The organism is Flavobacterium sp. FlaQc-52 (assembly GCF_044007495.1).
GTDB classification, from domain to species: domain Bacteria; phylum Bacteroidota; class Bacteroidia; order Flavobacteriales; family Flavobacteriaceae; genus Flavobacterium; species Flavobacterium cupriresistens.
In genome coordinates this window covers 883535-903999 of the sequence record NZ_JBIPCV010000001.1, presented here as the reverse complement: position 1 = coordinate 903999, position 20465 = coordinate 883535, and the positions used below count along the sequence as shown (strand labels likewise).

The 20465-nt window shown below is 37.7% G+C and carries 11 protein-coding genes; 1 reads left to right on the top strand and 10 read right to left on the bottom strand.

What is annotated here, in order from left to right:
- Positions 1-11: 11 nt before the first annotated feature.
- From ACHRV5_RS03585 to ACHRV5_RS03570, 4 genes are all read right to left on the bottom strand, one after another.
- Positions 12-1514 (bottom strand): RagB/SusD family nutrient uptake outer membrane protein, encoded by a 1503-nt coding sequence (locus tag ACHRV5_RS03585; RefSeq protein WP_395425801.1) that lies wholly within the window; start codon positions 1512-1514, stop codon positions 12-14.
- A 21-nt stretch (positions 1515-1535) separates the two neighbouring features.
- On the bottom strand, positions 1536-4673 hold the full coding sequence (locus ACHRV5_RS03580) for a SusC/RagA family TonB-linked outer membrane protein (protein ID WP_395425800.1): 3138 nt from the start codon (positions 4671-4673) through the stop codon (positions 1536-1538).
- 37 nt (positions 4674-4710) lie between these two features.
- On the bottom strand, positions 4711-6264 hold the full coding sequence (locus ACHRV5_RS03575; protein WP_395425799.1) for an aldehyde dehydrogenase family protein: 1554 nt from the start codon (positions 6262-6264) through the stop codon (positions 4711-4713).
- 68 nt (positions 6265-6332) lie between these two features.
- Positions 6333-7148: a DUF1338 domain-containing protein gene (locus tag ACHRV5_RS03570; RefSeq protein WP_395425798.1), complete on the bottom strand. Its 816-nt coding sequence runs from the start codon at positions 7146-7148 to the stop codon at positions 6333-6335.
- Positions 7149-7335: 187 nt separating this feature from the next.
- Between ACHRV5_RS03570 and ACHRV5_RS03565 the strand changes: the two genes are divergently transcribed.
- Positions 7336-7809, top strand: a complete 474-nt coding sequence (locus tag ACHRV5_RS03565) for an Lrp/AsnC family transcriptional regulator (RefSeq protein ID WP_047778841.1) — start codon at positions 7336-7338, stop codon at positions 7807-7809.
- 1576 nt (positions 7810-9385) lie between these two features.
- Here ACHRV5_RS03565 and ACHRV5_RS03560 read toward each other — a convergent pair.
- From ACHRV5_RS03560 to gndA, 6 genes are all read right to left on the bottom strand, one after another.
- Positions 9386-10729: an amidohydrolase gene (locus ACHRV5_RS03560; protein ID WP_395425797.1), complete on the bottom strand. Its 1344-nt coding sequence runs from the start codon at positions 10727-10729 to the stop codon at positions 9386-9388.
- Between the two features lie 76 nt (positions 10730-10805).
- Complete coding sequence (locus ACHRV5_RS03555) at positions 10806-11663, bottom strand: helix-turn-helix domain-containing protein (protein WP_395425796.1); 858 nt, start codon at positions 11661-11663, stop codon at positions 10806-10808.
- Positions 11664-11935: 272 nt separating this feature from the next.
- Positions 11936-16075, bottom strand: coding sequence for a glycosyl hydrolase family 18 protein (locus ACHRV5_RS03550; protein ID WP_395425795.1), 4140 nt, complete (start codon positions 16073-16075; stop codon positions 11936-11938).
- Positions 16076-16580: 505 nt separating this feature from the next.
- Complete coding sequence (pgl, locus tag ACHRV5_RS03545; protein ID WP_395425794.1) at positions 16581-17300, bottom strand: 6-phosphogluconolactonase; 720 nt, start codon at positions 17298-17300, stop codon at positions 16581-16583.
- A 1-nt stretch (position 17301) separates the two neighbouring features.
- Complete coding sequence (zwf, locus tag ACHRV5_RS03540) at positions 17302-18819, bottom strand: glucose-6-phosphate dehydrogenase (RefSeq protein WP_395425793.1); 1518 nt, start codon at positions 18817-18819, stop codon at positions 17302-17304.
- A 21-nt stretch (positions 18820-18840) separates the two neighbouring features.
- Positions 18841-20247: an NADP-dependent phosphogluconate dehydrogenase gene (gene gndA / locus ACHRV5_RS03535; RefSeq protein WP_395425792.1), complete on the bottom strand. Its 1407-nt coding sequence runs from the start codon at positions 20245-20247 to the stop codon at positions 18841-18843.
- Positions 20248-20465: the final 218 nt, after the last annotated feature.

Below are 20465 nucleotides of genomic sequence, written 5' to 3'. Positions count from 1 at the left end.
TAAAAATAAGTCTAATTATTTTGTATTTCCGTTAAAGGAACCGGATAAAAGTTATTTTTTGCAGCATCAAAATTGGTGCGGCCAACGGCATCAAGAGCCGCTTTGGTTTTCCCCCAACGACGTAAATCGTAAAAGCGGAAGTTTTCTAAAGGAAACTCAATAATTCTTTCATGTTCGATTTGAGTTTTTACAGCATCATAGGTAGTACCTGTCATATTGGGCATGTCTGCACGCTCACGAACCGCGTTGATAAAAGGAATTGCTTCGGCCGGACGCTGTAGTTCGTTTAGGGCTTCTGCTTTCATCAAAAGAACATTCGAGTAACGCATTAAAGGAACGTTAAGTCCTAAAAATTCGGTATCCATTTGTTCCTGAGTAGGAGGCAGGTATTTGCGGAAAACGGGCTTGTCTAAAGTGCCAAATTTTTGATCGTAAGTAGCTCCAAAAATTCTAGGATTAGCCGCATCATTAAAATAAGGATCTTTAAAGAAAATATTGCTGTAAAGACGAGTGTCATAATTTCCTGTAGTCGCTATTTTGCCTTCTTTTTTAAACTCGTTCATCAACATAGTTGTTGGCAGGATTTCATCCCAACCACCCAGTTCGCTGGCCGCCATCCAGAAGTGTAAGGCTGTACGATAGAAAGCACCATTTGAAGTGTTCTCTGTAAATTGAAGTTCAAATATAGATTCTTTAGAGTTTTTATTAGTTCCGTTAAAAAGACTTACATAATCTTTTACAAGTTCGTAACCCTGAACTTTGTTAAAAGCAGCAAGGGACTCCGTAAGATAAGTTTGTTTCTGTGCTGTTTCTTCATAAGCTCTTGTTAAATAAGCAAAACCAAGATAACTGTTAGCTGCTCCGCTGGTTGCACGACCTGCTTTTTCTGCCGGTTGAGCAGCAGGAAGTACAGTGGCAACTGCTTTTAATTCGCCGATAATAAAATCCCATGCTTCTGCACGCTCAGAAAGTGGAATGCTAATTTGAGCTTGATCCGTGATGTATTTGTTTCTGATCTTGATTTTCTCCCAGTTCAAAATTAATTTTAAATGGTAATAGGCTCTCAAAAAACGTGCTTCTGCAATGACTTGGTTTCTGTCGGCATTGTTAATAGAGGAGGAGGACATTTCACCTACTTTGGTAATAACCTGATTGGCATTACTGATCCCGCGGTAATTGTATTTCCAATAACTGGTAAACTGAGTGTTTCCGTTAGTATAAGTAAAATCAGCCAATTCTACCCAGCTTTGATAATTAAGGGCATCACTTCCTAATTTGCAGATGTCTTCTCGATAGGCTTCTACGGGCCATTTTATTTCAGAGAAGGAATATTCGTCAATGGAGGCTTCCAAAAAGGCATAGGTGGCAGAAAGACCTGCTTCGGCGTCAGCTTTATTTCTCCAGAAGGTAGAAGAGTCGAGTTGATCCGGTGATTGTTGTTCGAGGAAATCATTACTACATGCCGTTACTGCTACTAAACTTAGAACAGTAAAAAATTTGAATATCTTTTTCATGATTGTTTCTTTATAAATTTCTTAAAATACGTACTGTACACCCAAAATAAATGATCTCGTAAACGGATACACAAAACGGTCTACTCCGGTATCCAATAGCTCACGTCTGGAGAATTCAGGGTCTGTACCGGAATACTTGGTGATGGTAAATAAATTTTCAGCACTGATGTAGAATCTTAATTTATCTATTTTGGCTGCTTCTAACAATTCCTGCGGTAAAGAATATCCGATTTGTAACTGACGCATGCGAACGAAATTTCCACTCTCCAGAAAACGATCTGACTCTCTGCTGTTTCCATTAGGATCTCCAAGTACGGCACGTGGTGTATTGCTGCGGTTTTCGGGTGTCCAGGAGTTAAGAGTAGAAGCCAGCATATTGGTTCCTGAACTCATGGATTCGTAAAAATAACGGTTTCCGTTGTACAATTTATTACCCCAGCCGCTTCCGATTAAAGTACTAAAATCAAAGCCTTTATAACTGGCTCCCAAAGTTAAGTTAGCCTCTACTTTTGGTAAACCCGTACCGGTATATTCTTTGTCTTTTTCATTAATTATACCGTCATTGTTTAAATCTTTAAACCTAATATCTCCCGGTTTGGCATTGGGTTGAATTAAAGTACCATTATTGGTATAACTGTTTACCTCGTCCTGAGATTGAAAAATTCCATTAGTGCGGTACAAGTAAAAGGCGCTAATCGGAGTACCCACACGTGCCTGAGTAGGGAAGTGCTCGTCATTAAATTTTAGACCTTCTCCATAAATCGCCTGATCGGCATTGGCAAGAGATTCAACATTGTTGCGTAACGTTGAAAAATTGAAACCTACATTGTATTTGAAGGCATTACTTTGTTCGCTATAATTTATTTCGAATTCAAATCCACTGTTGCTTACTTTACCTACGTTTAGAATTGGATCATCGATACCTGCTGATGGTGCCAATCTTTTTGTAATCAACAAATCGTTGGTGACGTTGCGATAGAAATTGATCGAACCGCTAATTTTTCCGTTTTTAAGGGTATAATCAATACCGATGTTTTTAGAGTCGGTAGTCTCCCATTTTAATTTTCTGTTTTCTAATGTTGTAGCGATACTTCCCGGCCATGGGTTACCTCCGGTTCCTTGCACATAACCCGAGTTTAAATAATTTCCTGAAGTAATTAAAGAGCTTGATGCATAGTAACCTAATGCTGCTTCATTACCCAATTGTCCCCAGCTGGCACGCAATTTTAATTTAGAAACGAAGAAATCTTCCGGAAAGAAACTCTCTTTATCAATTTTCCAACCCAAAGCAACAGATGGGAAGGCTCCCCAACGGCTGTCCTTTCCAAATTTTGACGAACCATCATAACGTAAAGTGGCCTGTGCTAAATAACGGTCTTTGTACGAGTAATTCAGACGGCTGTAATAAGAAAGTCTGTTGTATTGGTATTTAGATCCGTCAGCAGAATATGTTCCGCCTTTTCCGGCTCCGATGGTTTCGAATCCCGGATCTAAGAATCCTGAAGGGCGTTCAACAGAAACAAGTTGTCCATTTTCTACCGTGTGATCTATTGTTTTTCCTTCTACCGTAATGTCATTCCAATTAGAAGATGACGGGTTGATGGTTGCTCCCAAAAGAAAATCAATAGAATGAGCTCCGAATGTTTTGGCTACAGTCAATGTATTTTCAAAAATTTGCTCATCCCAAAAAGCTCTTCTTTCTCTGTGTACGGTATATTTTTCCGGTGCTTGTGTGTTGGCAATAAAAGGCGGATTGTGTGCCTCAAGCTGGGTGTTTATTTCATGATAAGAGTAAGCCGTTTTAAATTTTAACCAAGGAGCCAGATTGGCTGTTATCGAGATATTAGCCGTTAAATCCTGTGACTTTACAGCTCCGCTTCTAAAATGCTCATCTGCTACCGGGTTGGTATTAAAAGGCAAACCGTCTTTGTTGGTTAAACCGTAACCATAAGTTTCATTTGGATCTAATACGGGTACTAATGGCGAGATCGCGTAAACTTCTTTTAATTGAAAGTTAGGTTGCTCATTATTAGTAGTAAGGTATGATAATTTTGTATCAACATCAAAAATTGATTTTTTGAAACTCACTCTGGCACTTGCATTGCGTTGTCCAAAATTATTGTCAATTACAATTCCTTTTTCTGTTGAATAGTTCCCATAAAGTGCAAATTTAACCACACCCTGACGTCCCTGAACGCCTATACCATAATTCTGCGCTAACCCGGAACGGAAAACCTGATCTTGCCAGTCTGTATTGTATTGTCCCGGTTTGGTAATATAGGCCGGTAAAGTTACAGGAGTATTAGCATATTTATTGTATTCATCGTACATTCTTCTGTGAACGGTCTGATAGCCTTGTGCATCTAATAAATCTAAAGTTTTTGCGGTTGATGTACCTTTCACAAAAGAAGTAAAATCAACTTTAATTCCTTCTTTTTGACCTGCTTTAGTAGTCACGATAATGACACCATTGGCAGCAACAGATCCATAAATTGCAGCTGCAGCTCCATCTTTTAGAACTTCCATTGACTCAATATTGGTTGGATTTACAGAAGCTATATCTCCCTGAAAACCGTCAATAATGTATAAAGGTTCGGTGCTTCCGAAAGTATTGATTCCACGAATTTTAACTTTTACAGTTGCTCCGGCGGTTCCTCCACTTTTTTGAACATTTACCCCTGCTACTAAACCTTGTAAGGCCTCAGCAGCATTATTGGTAGCTCTGGTTTCGATGCTTTCTTTTTTTACGGAAGAAATAGCTCCGGTAACGTTTCCTTTTTTGATAGAACCGTACCCGATCACGACTACTTCGTCCAGTTTATTGTTTTCTTCCAGCAGTACAACGTTTAGTTCTTTGCTGTTATTGACTGCTATTGACTGACTGGTAAACCCAATATAAGTAAAGGTTAAAGTTGGGTTTTTGATATCGGATGGAATAAGTAATGTAAATTTTCCGTTTTCATCACTATTTGCGCTCACATTGGTCGCATCTAAGGTTATATTCACTCCCGGAAGGGTAAAACCTTTATTGTCAGTTATTTTTCCTGAAACGCTTTTTTGCGCCTGATTTGCTTGTGCAAAACCGATAGCTGGCAGCCACAAGCATAGAAATAAGACAATATAGCTTATTTCCTTACTTAATAAAATTGGTTTTTTCATTTGATAGTGGTTTTGGTTAATTGTTTTTTTTGATGATTTATAGGTCGAATTTAATTCCCTGGGCCAGTGGAAGGCTGGTCGTATAGTTGATGGTATTGGTTTGACGTCTCATGTAAATTTTCCAGGCATCAGATCCTGATTCGCGACCGCCACCGGTTTCTTTTTCTCCGCCAAAAGCGCCTCCGATTTCAGCTCCCGATGTTCCGATATTTACATTGGCAATACCGCAGTCAGAACCTGTTACAGATAAAAATCTTTCGGCCTCACGCAAATTATTAGTCATAATGGCTGAGGACAATCCTTGAGCTACTCCGTTTTGAAGGTCAATGGCGTTTTCTACTTCTCCGGAATATTTTACCAGATATAAAACCGGCGCAAATGTTTCGTGTTGTACAATTTCAAAGGAATTTTGAGCTTCGGCAATAGCAGGTTTTACATAACAACCACTTTCGTAACCTTTTCCTGAAAGAACACCGCCTTCTATAAGAATGTTTCCACCTTCGGCTACTACTTTTTGTAAAGCCTGAGTGTACATTTCAACTGCATGTGTGTCAATTAGTGGGCCAACATGATTGTTTTCGTTAAGCGGATTTCCAATACGTAGTTGTTTGTAGGCAGCAACTAACGCATCTTTTACTTTATCGTAAATACTTTCGTGAATGATCAATCTTCTGGTTGATGTACAACGTTGTCCCGCTGTACCAACTGCGCCAAAAACGGCACCTATAACGGTCATTTTGATATCAGCATCGGGAGTTACAATAATGGCATTGTTTCCTCCTAATTCCAGTAATGATTTGCCTAAACGTCCGGCAACGGTTTGTGCTACAATTTTTCCCATGCGGGTCGAACCTGTAGCAGAAATTAGAGGAATACGGGTATCAGCAGTTAGTAATTCTCCAATTTTATAATCACCGTTGATCAAACAGGAAATTCCTTCCGGTAAATTATTTTCTTTAATAACTTGGGCCATGATGTTTTGACAAGCGATACCGCAGATAGGCGTTTTTTCTGAAGGTTTCCAAACGCAAACATCACCGGAGATCCAAGCCAGAGCGGTATTCCATGCCCAAACGGCAACCGGAAAGTTGAATGCTGAAATAATTCCGACAACTCCTAAGGAATGGTATTGTTCGTACATACGGTGTCCCGGTCTTTCAGAGTGCATTGTCAATCCGTGAAGCTGACGTGATAATCCCACTGCAAAATCACAGATGTCGATCATTTCCTGTACTTCACCATAACCTTCTTGAAGTGACTTACCCATCTCATAAGAAACCAATTTACCAAGAGCCTCTTTATTCTCACGCAATTTTTCTCCAAACTGACGCACAATCTCGCCACGTTGTGGAGCCGGAATTAATCGAAATGTTTTGAAAGCTTCTGTTGCAGCTTGCAGTACTCTTTCATAGTCCTCAGGAGTTGACATTTTTACTGAAGCAATTAATTTTCCGTCTACCGGAGAATAACTTCCTAAAATGCCTCCTGATGAAAAGTTTTGCAAACCTGTCGATGTTCCTTCATTTATCGTTTTGATGCCCAGTTTTACCAGAGCCTCATTCATTCCAAATTGCGATGTTATTGATGTCATGTTTTGTATGTGCTTTTATACTTTAAAAGAAAAAGAATTGGAATTAAATCTTCTTTTAAAGCGTATTACTATTTATTGTGTTGTAATTGTACGTCTGTACTTTCAAATATCTTGTCAGCAGAAGAAGCAATAAATCCTTGGTACAGTTCACTGTTGGCCATTGGATAACGAAGCGCGAATTCGTAGTAACAAGAAGGGATTTCTAAAGCACCTTCCTCAAAATTAACGATGTGTAAATCTGCCAAGGTGCTGGATTGTTCTAATAATTGCTCGGGTGTACCTTTAATTTTTCCTCCTGAGGCATTTAATTTCCATCCGTTATCTTCTAAGAAAGCATTTAGATCTTGTAAAGTAGCAAAGCCTTTCAAGGCATTAGTATTTATTGTAAAATGGTTCGCACGGAATCCGTAAACATACATCCAAGCCGCATATTCAGATTCGGCCAATAAAGATTGGTAAGTGGCGTGTGAATTGGCGTTCCAAACGGTTCCGCTCAATACTAATTCCGGATGGTCAAATAGCTTTTGGTCACAACTGTCCAAAATGCTTTTTACCGTTGCCTGTAATTCAGGAGAACATTTTTCCAGTTCCAATTCAGAAATGAAAATTCTTGGTGCATTCTGATCCGTAGCATGTTCGTAATGTTTAGCGAACAATTTTTTAGACTCAAAATGGTATTCTCCTTTAGCTTCGTAACCAAGGTTTACAAAAAGCCTTTCTAATACGGTAATATTTATTCTATTATCATTGAATGTGCGGATCGCAATATGATCGTTTTTTATCTCTTCTCCTTTTTGTTCTAATAAGTCATGAATTTTTTTTGCTGATGGGGTAATTTCAGCGTATTGTTCCCATAATTTTGACAGTAATTGCGTCTTGTCCATCTGTAAAAAATTTTAAATGTTATTATTACACAAATCTATATATATAACTGTTATGTTATTATTATTACTGTACGATTATTTATAAATAAATGGATTAGCTGTTTTTTTTTGTAGATTTGACACTTATAAAAACAGTTTTAATCTTAAAGTTGTCAAAATAATAGAATCAAGTAAATCATTTGTAGCTATGTCAATCATAAAACACAACGAAAACACTGACTATTTAGATCAGGAAATTTTACGAAAGCTGGATGAAAATGGTAGAATCCCTTTTTCTGAAATAGCAAAAGATTTAAATATTTCTAATTCATTAGTGCATTTACGCGTTCGAAAAATGCAGGAATCTGGAATAATTAAAGGGTTTTCTGTTAAGTTAGATGCTAAGGGAATTGGTTTTGAAACGATAACCTACACAGGAATTGCAACCAAAGAAGCGCGTTTTGCTTATTCGATTTCTGAACAATTGGAGAAAATTCCCGAAGTAGTAGAATGTCACTGGGTTTCGGGAAAATATGCCTTGTTTATAAAAATTGTTGCTGCGAATAATGAAGAGCTTCGCAAAATTTTATACGAGCAGATTCATCAAATCGAAGGAGTAGGGGGAACGGATTCTTTTATTTCGTTTGGTTCTGCATTTGAGAAAAATCTGCCTGTGAAATAAGTTTTTTTGAAGTGATGTGTTTTAGCTGAGAGAATTGCGAGTAGATTTTTTGCACGCGGATTTTGCGGATTTTGCGGATTCTACGGATGCAGCGGATTTTTTTTATTTTATTGTGCTTAAATCTGGGTGAGACTTTTTTTGACAATCTTTGAACTTAATAAGGTTGGGCTAAAGCCATCATCGAGGGCTTTTTAAATCCGTTGGTTAAAACCAACGGTAATTAAAAAAATAGGTATTTGGTGTTTTTTTTAACAATAAAATTGCCCAAATGTACTACGGGTTATTTTTATTTAAGTAGACTTTTAGTTTCTTTAAATTCCCTTGAATTTGCATGTTATAGAGGTGTTGTTGTTTTATAATCAGGTGTGTATGTGTTAGTTCGAGCTGTAAATTATCACTAAGAGTTTGAATTGCCGTTGGTTTTAACCAACGGACGTTTGTGGCCAGAGCACTAGGCTTTAGCCAAAAAACTTAAGGCAAAGTTTTGGCTAAGACCCAATGTTATTAAGTTAAGAGATTTTTCACGCAGATTTGGCAGATTTGGCGGATTTTTTTTATTTCATTGTGTTTAAATCTGGGTGAGATTTTTTTTGACGGTCTTTGAACTTAATAAGGTTGGGCTAAAGCCATAATCAAGGGCTTTTTAAATTCGTTGGTTAAAACCAACGGCAATTATAAAAATAGGTATTTGGTATTTTTTTAAACAATAAAATTGCCCAAATGTACTACGGGTTATTTTTATTTAAGTAGACTTGTAATTTCTTTAAATTCCCTTGACTTTGCACGTTATAGAGGTATTGTTGTCTTATTATCAGGTGTGTATGTGTTAGTTGGTGCTGTGAATAATCACTAAGAATTTGAATTGCCGTTGGTTTTAACCAACGGTTGTTTGTGGTCAGAGCACTAGGCTTTAGCCAAAAATCTTAAGGCAAAGTTTTGGCTAAAACCCAATGATAGTAAGTTAAGAGATTTTTCACGCAGATTTGGCAGATTTGGCGGATTTTTTTTATTTCATTGTGCTTAAATCTGGGTGAGACTTTTTTTGATAATCTTTGAACTTAATGAGGCTGGGCTAAAGCCATCATCAAGGGCTTTTTAAGTCCGTTGGTTAAAACCAACGGCAATTAAAAAAATATGTATTTGATGTTTTCTTTTAATAATAAAATTGCCCAAATGTACTACGGGTTGTTTTTTCTTCAATAGACTTATAATTTCTTTAAACCTCTTGATTCTGAATGTTGTAGTGAGGTTGCACTTTAATAATCAGGGATATCCATTTTTTAGCTCGTTGTGTAAATAATAAATAGGAATTTGAATTGCCGTTGGTTTTAACCAACGGTCGTTTGTAGCCAGAGTAATAGGCTTTAGCCAAAAATATTAAGGTAAAGTTTTGGCTAAAACCCAATGTTATTACATTAAGAGATTTTTTGCACGTGGATTTTGCAGATTCTGCAGATGCAGCGGATTTTTTTTATTTCATTGTGTTTAAATCTGGGTGAGACTTTTTTTGACAATCTTTGAACTTAATAAGGTTGGGCTAAAGCCATAATTAAAAGGCTATTCAAAAAAGGCATATTTAATAGACAATATTTCCATTATGAATAAGAGAGCGCACCGGAGACATTCGGGATACAGCCTCAGCAGAGCAGCTGGCTTCTATCAATACTACATCTGCAGTATCACCCGCTTTTGGCCATTGTTGAATTCCTTTGTCATCTAATGGTAATGGACCTGCGGTAGCGAGTTTTAGCATTCTGGATAAGCCGAATTCTGTAACTTGTCCGTACAATTGTGCTGCAAGATTGGCTTTTTGCAAAACACTTCCGGTTCCAAAAGTATTCCAATGATCGATAATACTGTCGTTTCCGGTCATTACTTTTACGCCATGTTTCAGTAAAGTTGGAATAGGCATCACAAGATTACCGAAAGGAACAGTAGAAACAATGCCTATTTGAGCTGCGGCCAGTTTTTGTGCCATTTCTTCCTGTTTGGGTTTGTCCAGTTTTGCAAGAATGAAACAATGACTTACAAAAGTTTTTCCTTTCAGACTGGTATTTTCGTTGACTTTGTCTATTAGATATTCAACGGTTTTTAATCCCGATTCGCCAGATTCATGCAAATGGATATCAATTCCTTTGTTGTGGTCGAGAGCCAGTTGTATGGTAAAATCCATTGTTTTTTCGATCGCGCCGTCAATCGTGTAAGGATCGACTCCTCCAATAAAATCAATATCCATTTTTGCAGCTTCTTTTAGATAAGGAACCGTATCGGTATAAAAAACACCGTGTTGTGGAAAAGCTACCAGTTCTGCTCCAAAACCATTCTTTTTATTTTCTAAAGCAATCTGTAGATTTTTTAAGGATTGTAACTTAGAAGTGGGCTCAATGTTCACATGGCTGCGGGCAAATGAGGTTCCGTGTGATTGTAACAGTTCGATTAGTTTTTCAGCTTTATAGGTTGAGTTTTTTAGAAAATCAGGCATAATTTGCTGCTCTAATGTTATCATGCCTTTTACACCACCATTTCTCTTTTTTACTGCTTCCCAAGAATCGCCGTATAAAGTTTTATCCAAGTGAATGTGCATATCACGAAAAGCCGGAAGCATTAAAAAACCTTTTGCATCTATGGCCTCTGAGTTGGGTTTATTAGGTGAAATAGCCTTGATTTTGCCATCACTAATTTCTACGCAGAAGAGTGCTGTTTTGGTGTGTATAATTTCTTCTTCTTTATATTCAAAACCTGTTTCTAATCTAACATTTTTTAGGGTGTACGATTTACCTGCTGCTATTTTTATATTGGAATCGGTTTTCAGGGAAGAGGCCACTGCCGAATTTAGAAATCCGGAGCCAATGGCCAGTCCGGCAACACTTAATGCGGAGTTTCTTAAAAAGTCTTTGCGGGATATTCCGGAATTTTTCATAGTAGTTATAGTTTCTACAAATATAACCGCCATAAAGAATCCGAATGTGAAGGATTTATTCCAAGGCTTGTAAAATTTATAACAAATCCCGAAAATCAGTAGGTGTTGTTCCGGTTTGGGTTTTAAAGAAATTGGAAAAATAAGCATGGTCAATAAATCCCAGTTCAAAGGCAATTTCCTTAACAGACACGGTGGTAGTTTTGAGAAGACGTTTGGCTTCCAGTACCGTTCTTTGCTGTATGAGTTGTGTTGCTGAAATCTTTAAATATTTCTTGCAAAGGATATTGAGATAATTAGCCGATATGTGAAGTTTTGCCGCGTAAAAGGAGACTAGTTTTTGTTCTTTAAAAGAGACATCAATCAACTGTTGAAATTTTACGATGCGTGGCTCAGCCTCATAGTTGTTCAGATCGGTAAAAATTTTAGCAGCAGATTTACTTATAATAGAAGCAATGACGGCCGTACGGGAACTGATTAATTCTGAGAGGGAGTCTTCAGCTGCCAATTCATTTTTAATCGCATCAAATTCATAATGAAGCAGTTTAAAGGAATCCGGTTCCAGCTCAATAACAGGATGATTGTGATACTCGACGAATGAAAATCTGAAACTGGCAGAAAAACGTTCAAAAAAATGACGATCAATCATCAATTGATATCCTGTTGTTTCCGGTTCGATATTCCAGGTATGAACTTGTCCGGGGAATAAAAGATGAATTTGTCGGTTACTAATTTGATACTCTTTAAAATCAATAGTATGATTGCCTTTTGCCTGATCAAAAAGAATGATGATAAAAAAATCGTGTTGATGTGGTTTGTGAATATGTCTTTCGCCATGCAGTTCATTAAACAAAAGCGGCTCTTTAGAATGGAGTCGGTCTTTTCTAAACTCTTCTAAACCGAGAAGCGGAATATGTTTGTTTTTGTTTGTTAGCATCACATGGGGGTAGATTTCTTTGTAAAGTTAACTATAACCGTATGATTTTGCAAAAGGGAACAATGGAGTACATGGGTTTTGCATTTTCTCCAAAGAAGTCAAATTTAAAAAGCAGATACAAAAAAACCTGACAATAAAATTGCCAGGTTCAAAATACTCTACTTCGGATTAATACAAACTAAAGAACGCTCATAATTCCAGAGTATTTTGCAAAAAAAAATATAACTAAAATGACTTAGCTTTTATTGCTTTAACATTTTGCTGCAAAGTTCTTAGTTTAAGAAGTTTGCTACTTTGAAAGATTTTTTGTTTCCTGCTTTGTTTGTTACTACAACGATAAACAATTGTTTCGTTGAAAAACTATAATTCTGAAGCAGTATTTCGTTAGTGTTCATCCTGTTTTTGTAACTGGTTAAAGATTGTCCCAATGTATTAAACACGTCGACCTGAGCAATATCTTCCGTCTCGCTTTTAACTAGTAGACCATTATTTTTGAAATAAACCACTGTATTGTTTTTTGCTTCAATTTTGTCAAGAGATAACTGTGCTGCAAAATAAGCAGCATACGCATTTGAAAATTCATATCCGGTTCCGCAGCCTGCATCCCAGTTAATCGACCAGGTCATTACTCCTCTCATATCAGGATAAGGACCACCTTTAAGTGTGTAATTTCGTCCTGTATAATTGATTCCGCTTCTTAAATAATTAAAAGCTTCAATTCCTTTTTGCGGAGTTATGTAACTTGCGGCTTGAGCTGCTCCGGTACAAGCCGGAAGGGCTATAACCACTTTGGACGCGGGTAATGGGGGAAAATAAAATCCTGTAGTGCTTACATTAAATCCTTTCATTAACATCTCTGACATAGATACTAAGAAATCAGGTTTTCCTTGTTCATAGGCAAGGTTGTCCAGCGCTACTATTGATCCTGTATTGTATAATTGCACCATCAAAAGATCCAGCTCGTTGCGTAGATTATGAATTACCGGTAAGAAAGAACCAACTCCGTTTCCATAGGTATTATAACCTGCCTGAACGTAGTAGGCTTCGGGAGCAGCTGTCAGAATGAATCCGCTGCCATAATTTGTTTTTAATTCTTTAAAAGCATCTACGACATTTTTTAATTTTGGATAAGTGGAAATCGACGAATAAGAGAAATCTTTAAGTGCTCCTGCTTCGAAATTCATTGATGATCCTTCAAAATCGATATCAAGACCGTCAAAATGATATTGATCAACAATCGTTTTTATGCCGCTTACAAAAATGTCTTTTTGAGCGACTGTTTCTAACACTACATGACCATTTTGCCCTCCTATGGATACAAGAACCGGAATTCCTTTATCTCTTAAGAATTTGATATCGTTTTTTAATAACTGAGGATCAAAAACACCATTTGTAAAATATCTTGGCTCGTTTACCACAAGGACTGGTGTATAACCGTCTCTGTTTTTAGTTTCAATGAAGGAGTAAATGACTACATTAAATTTTTTATCCCCCATTTGATTGAAGTATAAAAACGGTGCACTTGAGTTTTCCCATCCGTGGGCATAACCAACAATTACCTTCGCCGGGAGAAGATTAAATGTTGAATTAACGATATTAATCGATTGGTTTAAGGTGTTTTCGCCTCCGGAGTTATCCTTGGCTTTTACAACTATTGCATATGTCTTGAAGGCAGTTGGAGTGAAAGTGTAATTGTAAGTACTTCCAGCGCCCTTTGTCATCGTATTAGATACTCCATCAATACTAATAGAAGCACTGGCAACTGTACCATCTTTATCCGTAACATTTACGCTTACCAGTATAGTCTTGAATCCCGAAGCCTGATTGATAGTAGTTGATGCCGGATCAATCCAGGTGATTTCGGGTACTATATTTGGACAATTGACACCGGAACATTGTAAATAAAACGTTTTACTGTCTTCTGCAGTGATTGTATTTGAGGCTGTTGCCGTTGCTTTTAAGGTGTAATTTTTATTAAAATCGGCCAAAGTTGGTGTCCAATTGGCTACATATTCGGTTGCTGTTGAAAGTGTTCCTGTAATCGTTTGTCCATTGATGTTAAATACTACAGAAGAAATAGTCACGGACGGATCTGCAAAAGTCAAATCAGCATTGGCTTTGAGTTGAACAACCGTTCCTGGTGTAATTGCTACTGTTGTTGCTGTTGGACTTGTAATCGCAATTTGTGGTGTGACAGCGCTTGAATTGAAATTATAAACTTTTGATACCGTTGGAATCTCAAAGTTTGCCAAATCAGTTGGGAAATAGTCAACTCCCTTGTTATCCCAAGTGTTCAGTTTTAAGGTTTGTACTTTTGAATAACCCGCTAAATCATCATTATTAAAATGATACGCCCCTTGTGTATCTGTAGTTGCAATTATAGTTTTATAAGCATGACTGGAGTCGGTCCAGGGTAAGGTTAATTCTAGTTTTGCTCCCGAAACCGGAGTTGAACCCTTTTTAACTGTACCACTAATTTTGTTTATAATGGCATCTTGAGTAAAGTCTAACGTTTTGTTGGCATCAATTGCAGTATAAACGGTATTAACAGGAGTATAAGTTGTACCTGCTTTAGCGGCTGTTACAGCGTAATCTAATCCTGCGACCAAATTGGTAACAGTATAATTGCCCGTAGCATCTGATGTAGCGGTCAGAGTCATAGTTCCGGAAGTTGCAGAAACCACCACTCCTGAAACTACAGTAGTTCCATTTTTAATAGTTCCGCTAACGGTGTAAGTAGGGCGTGCTGTTCCTTGAAGTGCTACTGCAGTTTGATCCGTCGTCACATTTGTAAAATTTGTAGCTGTAAATGTATACGCCGGATGAACAGCGATAAGGCTGTAATTTTTTCCGGAGGCTAAATTATGGAAAGTAAAATTACCAGTAGTACTAACTGTAGTCTGCAGAATTGCATTGTTTGAATCTCTTAATTCAACTGTGGTGTTGGCAATCAAAGCAGTTCCGTTTTTTACAGCACCACTAATACTTACTGTTCCGGGTAAGATAGCCTCAAACGAAGTATCTATCTGGTTTAGTAATGCATTTGGAATTGCACCTCTGGTATCCTGAGAAAGTTCCCAAATCATGCCTCCAGCCAGGTTTTTTGATTTAAGATATTGTACTTTAAAGTCTATAGATTGTTTGTCTTCATAACTGATAAACTGGTGTGTACGGTCGTTGTATAGATAAGGAACTTTAGTAGTGTTGTCAAAGTACCTTACCCAACCGGCAGCAGCTGCGGTGGATGTTACCAGCATGGTAGTTGGATCTAAATAAGGATGCGGATTTGTCGTTGGATTTCCCACTAAATCACAGATTTCAATACTTCCTGAATTTTCACAGGTTTTACCTGAATCCCAGGTTCCTAATGGAGGTTGATGATTAGTACATCCTGAAACGATATCTTGTGGAGCTGAAACAAATAGACCCGGATGATTTGGATCTGTTCCATTATTGGCAACATTGTTAAACAACTTTCCGTAGTAAGGTAATCCCATGATTAATTTATTGGATGGAATACCGACAACGTTTAGAAATTGATTCGTTAACTCGTCTAATGATTCAGATTGTGTTGCTCCGTATAAAGGATCGTTTGTGTTTTCGCTGGCATATAAAGGAGCATTATAGCACGTTTTATCATACCAGTTTCCACCAAAATCATATCCAAAATAAGTGATATAATCGCAGTAAGTCGAAAGGTCTTCTGTCATCCCATATAGAGCTCTATTGTTAGGTCCCAGATATTGCTGAGAAACATTTTTTACATTATTCCCGGCAGCGATCGAGATTAATTTATTAGGCATTACACGACGCATTTCTTTTAATAGGTAGACAAAATTTTTGTTATCATCCGGATTGTGATTTTGTGCAGGAACCGGAGCATCATTAAGCATTTCCGTTCCGTCTGTTCCTCCTTTTACAGGATATTCCCAATCAATGTCAAACCCGTCAATAAAGGGATAAGTGGTAATAAACTGTGCCATATCTGCTACCAAAGCATTTCTTGCTATAGGGTTTGCTGCTATTGGTGATAAATCCTGACCTTTAGTCCAGCCCCCAATCGAAATTAAAACCTTTAAGTGCGGATACTTTTGTTTTAACTTCATTAAGTCATAAAAGTTCCCTTTTACCGGAGCGTCCCATGGTATTCCGCCTTCCATATGTTCAAAATCAGCATAGGAGTCTAAACATCTTAATTTGGTGTTTTCGGGATGGGCGGGATCGTAGGTTGTTCCATAAAAGGAATAGTTTAAATGGGTTAATTTACTGCCGTCTATTTTTGGAATATTAAAATCCCGTGCATAAATAGACCATTGTGCATAGTAGCCTATTACTTTTTTACCATGAGCTGGTTGAGCTACTGCCAGTAAAGGAAATAGTAATAAAAAGATTAATTTGTAGTACTGTTTCATAGGTTTAATTTTTGATTAAGAAAGTGTGAAAAACCCCAATTTGTATCAACTTGCCAAACTTAAATACAGTTTATAAATATGATAATCATAATCCAATCGGTAAGGATTGATAAACATTGAAATTATGGAAATCAATTCATGATTTTTTTACTGAAATAATTCGGATCATGCAAAAAGTGTAATAAAGCAGGTTGATAAAAGAATGAGGGCGAAATAGCAATACCTTCATTTTTTTTCAAAAATATTAAAGAGCAGTGTAACAGAAATAGTTGGTTGTATAGCTGTATGATTAAAAATTATAATTGATATAATAAATTCAATACTTATACTATTAGGGGTTTACACGAGAACAACCGGAAAAGCTTGGGGCAATATATTTTTTTCAGTAGAGGAAAAGGCATTTAATTTAGGATGCTTTAAAAACAAAAAAAAACAGTTACAAGAAAATCTCGTAACTGTTTAATGGGTATTTTTTTAGCCAAATCGGTTATGATTTGTCTGTAGTCTAATTAGTTGTCCCTGCAGCACTTTTGTCTACCAAAAACAATAATTCTCCTGTAACAGGTTGGATCAATTGCATCGGATAAGTAGTAGGGTTATAATCGCCATGTAACACTTCTTTTAATGCCGGAGCTTTCTTTTCTCCAAAAGCCACTACGATAATCTGCTCTGCTTTGTTAATCAGAGGAGCGGTCAACGTAATGCGGTGCATGTTTTGAGATTCTAAACGGTAAGCATCTACCCATTTTGTTTGTTCATGCAAAACAGCTTCGCCCGGGAAAAGAGAGGCGGTGTGCCCGTCATCACCAAGTCCCAGTAAAATAAGGTCCAATTTTCCGTCCGGACCAGTAATATCTTTTACGGATTGCTCATAAGTAACCGCATACGCTTCTGGTGAAACACCCTCTTTGTACATCGGAAATATATTTTCTTGCGGAATTGGAACGTGGCTCAAAAGCGTATCAAAAGACATTTTTGCATTACTGCGGTCATCATCAAGTGGTACCCAACGCTCATCACCCCAAAAAATATACACTTTGCTCCAATCAATTTTTGATTTGTAATCGGGAGAAGCCAAGAGTTTATAAAGACCGGCAGGTGAAGAACCACCGGTAAGTACGGCAGTAAATTTTCCTTTTTCCTGTATGGCTTTCTGTGCTGACACTACGAAAAGAGTTGCTGCTTTAGTATTAATCTCTTCTATGGTGTTAAAAATCTGTATCATTTTAAATTTCTTCTTTTACGGTAGTTGTTGTGTTAGAAACCCAGGCATGTCCTTGACGGGCAAGTAATTCGTCTGCGGCTTCAGGTCCCCAGCTTCCGGCTTTGTAATTAGGGAAATTGGCAGGGGCATTGTTCTTCCAGAATTCCTGAATGGTGTCGATTGCATCCCAGGCCTGTTCTACTTGATCCCAACGCATAAACAGGGTAGGATCTCCTGCTAAAGCATCTGCAAGCAGGGTTTCATAGGCTTCCGGTGACATTGTAGAACATTGAAAATAGTCAAAAACCATTTCTGCAGGTCGCAAAGAAAGCGAAAGTCCCGGTTTTTTAGTCATAAACTGCAGTTTGATGTCCATAGACGGCTGAATGTTTATGATCAATCGGTTAGGAGTCATTCCTTCATTGCCATAAGAAAAGGAGGAATGCGGTACCGGTTTGAACTGAATCACGATCGAGGACTGTTTTTCCTGCATTCTTTTTCCGGTGCGCAGGTAAAAAGGAACGCCTTGCCATCTCCAGTTATCGAGATAAATTTTCATCGCCACATAGGTTTCTGTATTAGAATTCGGTGCGACTCCTTTGTCCTTACGGTATTCTGGAACGGGATTTCCTTGTATAAATCCTGCATCGTATTGACCTCTTACGGTATAATGATCGACTTCATTGGGTTTTATACGACGAATAGAACGCAACACATCTGCTTTGCGACTTCTGATATCATCTGCATCTAAAGAAGCGGGAGCTTCCATGGCAGTCATACACAAAATTTGAAGCAGGTGATTTTGGATCATGTCCTTTAAGGCTCCGACTCCTTCATAGAATCCGCCACGATCTTCAACTCCTACTTCTTCTGCCACAGTAATTTGAACAAAATCAATAAAATTGCGGCTCCATAAGGGTTCAAACATAGAATTTCCAAAACGGAAAGCAAGGATATTTTGAACGGTTTCTTTCCCTAAATAATGATCAATACGGTAAATCTGTTCTTCCTTGAAAGTTTCAGAAAGCATCTCGTTAAGTTCAATCGCCGAAGTCTTATCGTATCCGAATGGTTTTTCGATAATAATACGATCTTGTTTGGCATTCGCAGCAAGACCTATTTTCTTGATATTACTCGAGATAGTGGTAATGAAAGAAGGGGCTATAGACAGGTAAAAAAGACGATTGGCACGCAGACCAAAAGACTCATCGATGGCATTTAACTTGGAATCTAATTCCTGATAGGATTCTTCTTTGTCAATGTCGTGTCTGAGATAGGTAATATGCGAAATGAATTTCTGAGTATCTTCAAGGGAAAGCCCTGATTTTCTCGAAAATTTCTCTAAATTTTCCAAAACATAACTGCGAAACTCCTCATTGGTTTTTTCGGCTCTTCCCAGTGCTATAATCTGAAATTTTTCATCCATACGACCATCGAGATATAGATTTTGAAAGGCTGGGAAAAGCTTTCTTTTAGCTAAATCACCCGAGGCTCCAAAAATAACAATGATTGTTGGGTTTATATTTTTAACAGTACTCATTTTTGTTTTGCTTAAAGGTTCTTAATCATTCCATTGGGTATGAAAGATGCCCGGAGCATCAATACGTTCATAAGTATGCGCTCCAAAATAATCGCGCTGAGCCTGTATTAGGTTGGTTGGAAGATTTTCGGACCTGTAAGAATCAAAATAAGCCAAAGAATTCATTAGACCGGCAGTTGGTAAACCATTTTGCACGGCAAATTGAATTATAGTTCTGATAGCTTTCTGACTTTCATTCAGTTTTGCTGCAATATTCGAATCTAAAAGGATGTTGGGTAAGTCGGTATTTTGTGCGAATGCTTTTCTGAAATCTTCCAGCACTTCTGCACGAATGATACAACCACCACGCCATATTTTTGTTACGGTCTCTAAGTTTAAGTCGTAGTTGTATTCTTTTGAAGCCGTTTTTAACATGGCTAAACCTTGTGCATAAGTAATCAGGGTAGAAAAATACAAAGCCGATTTTAACGACGCAATTACTTCCGTTGTGTCCACAGTTGTTTTTGCATTTTCCCAGATTAATTTTGTTGCAGCCTCAATTCTTTCCGGTTTGCTTTTAGACATATCACGCATAAACACTGCGGCATCAATAGTAGGGACAGGTACTTGCAGATCCATCGCATTTTGTGATGTCCATTTTCCGGTTCCTTTAGACTTTGCCCAATCCGATATTTGATTGATTAACCTTGAACCATCCGGTTCTGTTTTTTTAAGGATCTGTGCTGTTATTTCGATTAAGAATGATTTAAGATCGCTCTCGTTCCATTCTTCAAACGTTTTTTGAATAGTATCTTCATCGAGATTATAACCACGCTTCATCAGATCATAAATTTCTGAAATAAGCTGCATAATTCCGTATTCGATTCCATTATGAACCATTTTTACATAATTACCCGCTGATCCGTTCCCCAGATATTCCACGCAAGGTTCTCCATCGACTTTTGCGGCAATAGCTTCAAAAATCGGACGAAGTCTTTCGTACGCTTTTTTATCTCCTCCAGGCATCATACTAGGACCAAATCTCGCTCCTTTTTCTCCTCCCGAAATTCCCATACCAAAGAAATGAATTCCTTTTGCAGATAATTCAAGGAATCTTCGGTCAGTATCGGTAAAGTAAGTATTACCGCCATCAATCAGAATGTCTCCTTCATCAAGGTGAGGTAAAAGGCTTTGGATGGCGCTATCGACAGGTTTACCGGCTGGTACCAAAAGCATAATGGCTCTTGGACGTTTGATAAGTTCCACAAAATGCTTAACGTCTGTTGTTGCTTCGAGGGTATGCTCCGCATCGGCTTCTTGCTGAAGTGAATTTACTTTTTCGGCATCTAAATCTAAGCCCGCTGCGGCGAATTTTTGGCTGGCAATGTTTAAAAGTAGGTTACGGCCCATTACGCCGAGCCCAACAATGCCAAAATCAAATGTGTTCATAATTTTTTAAATTAACTAAATTGTTAGTGTGTTGTTGTTTACAATACGACAAGGAAATACGCTGTATTGCTAATGTTCCGCTAAATTAGACAAAAAGGTTGGAATATTATAAAATAAACTCGAGCCTTTAAAGCTTTGCTGAGTAAACAGGAGATTTAAACAAAATTCAAGGAAAAGTTGGATGAAATTTATTTGTGCTCGAAAACAGCTATTTTTAA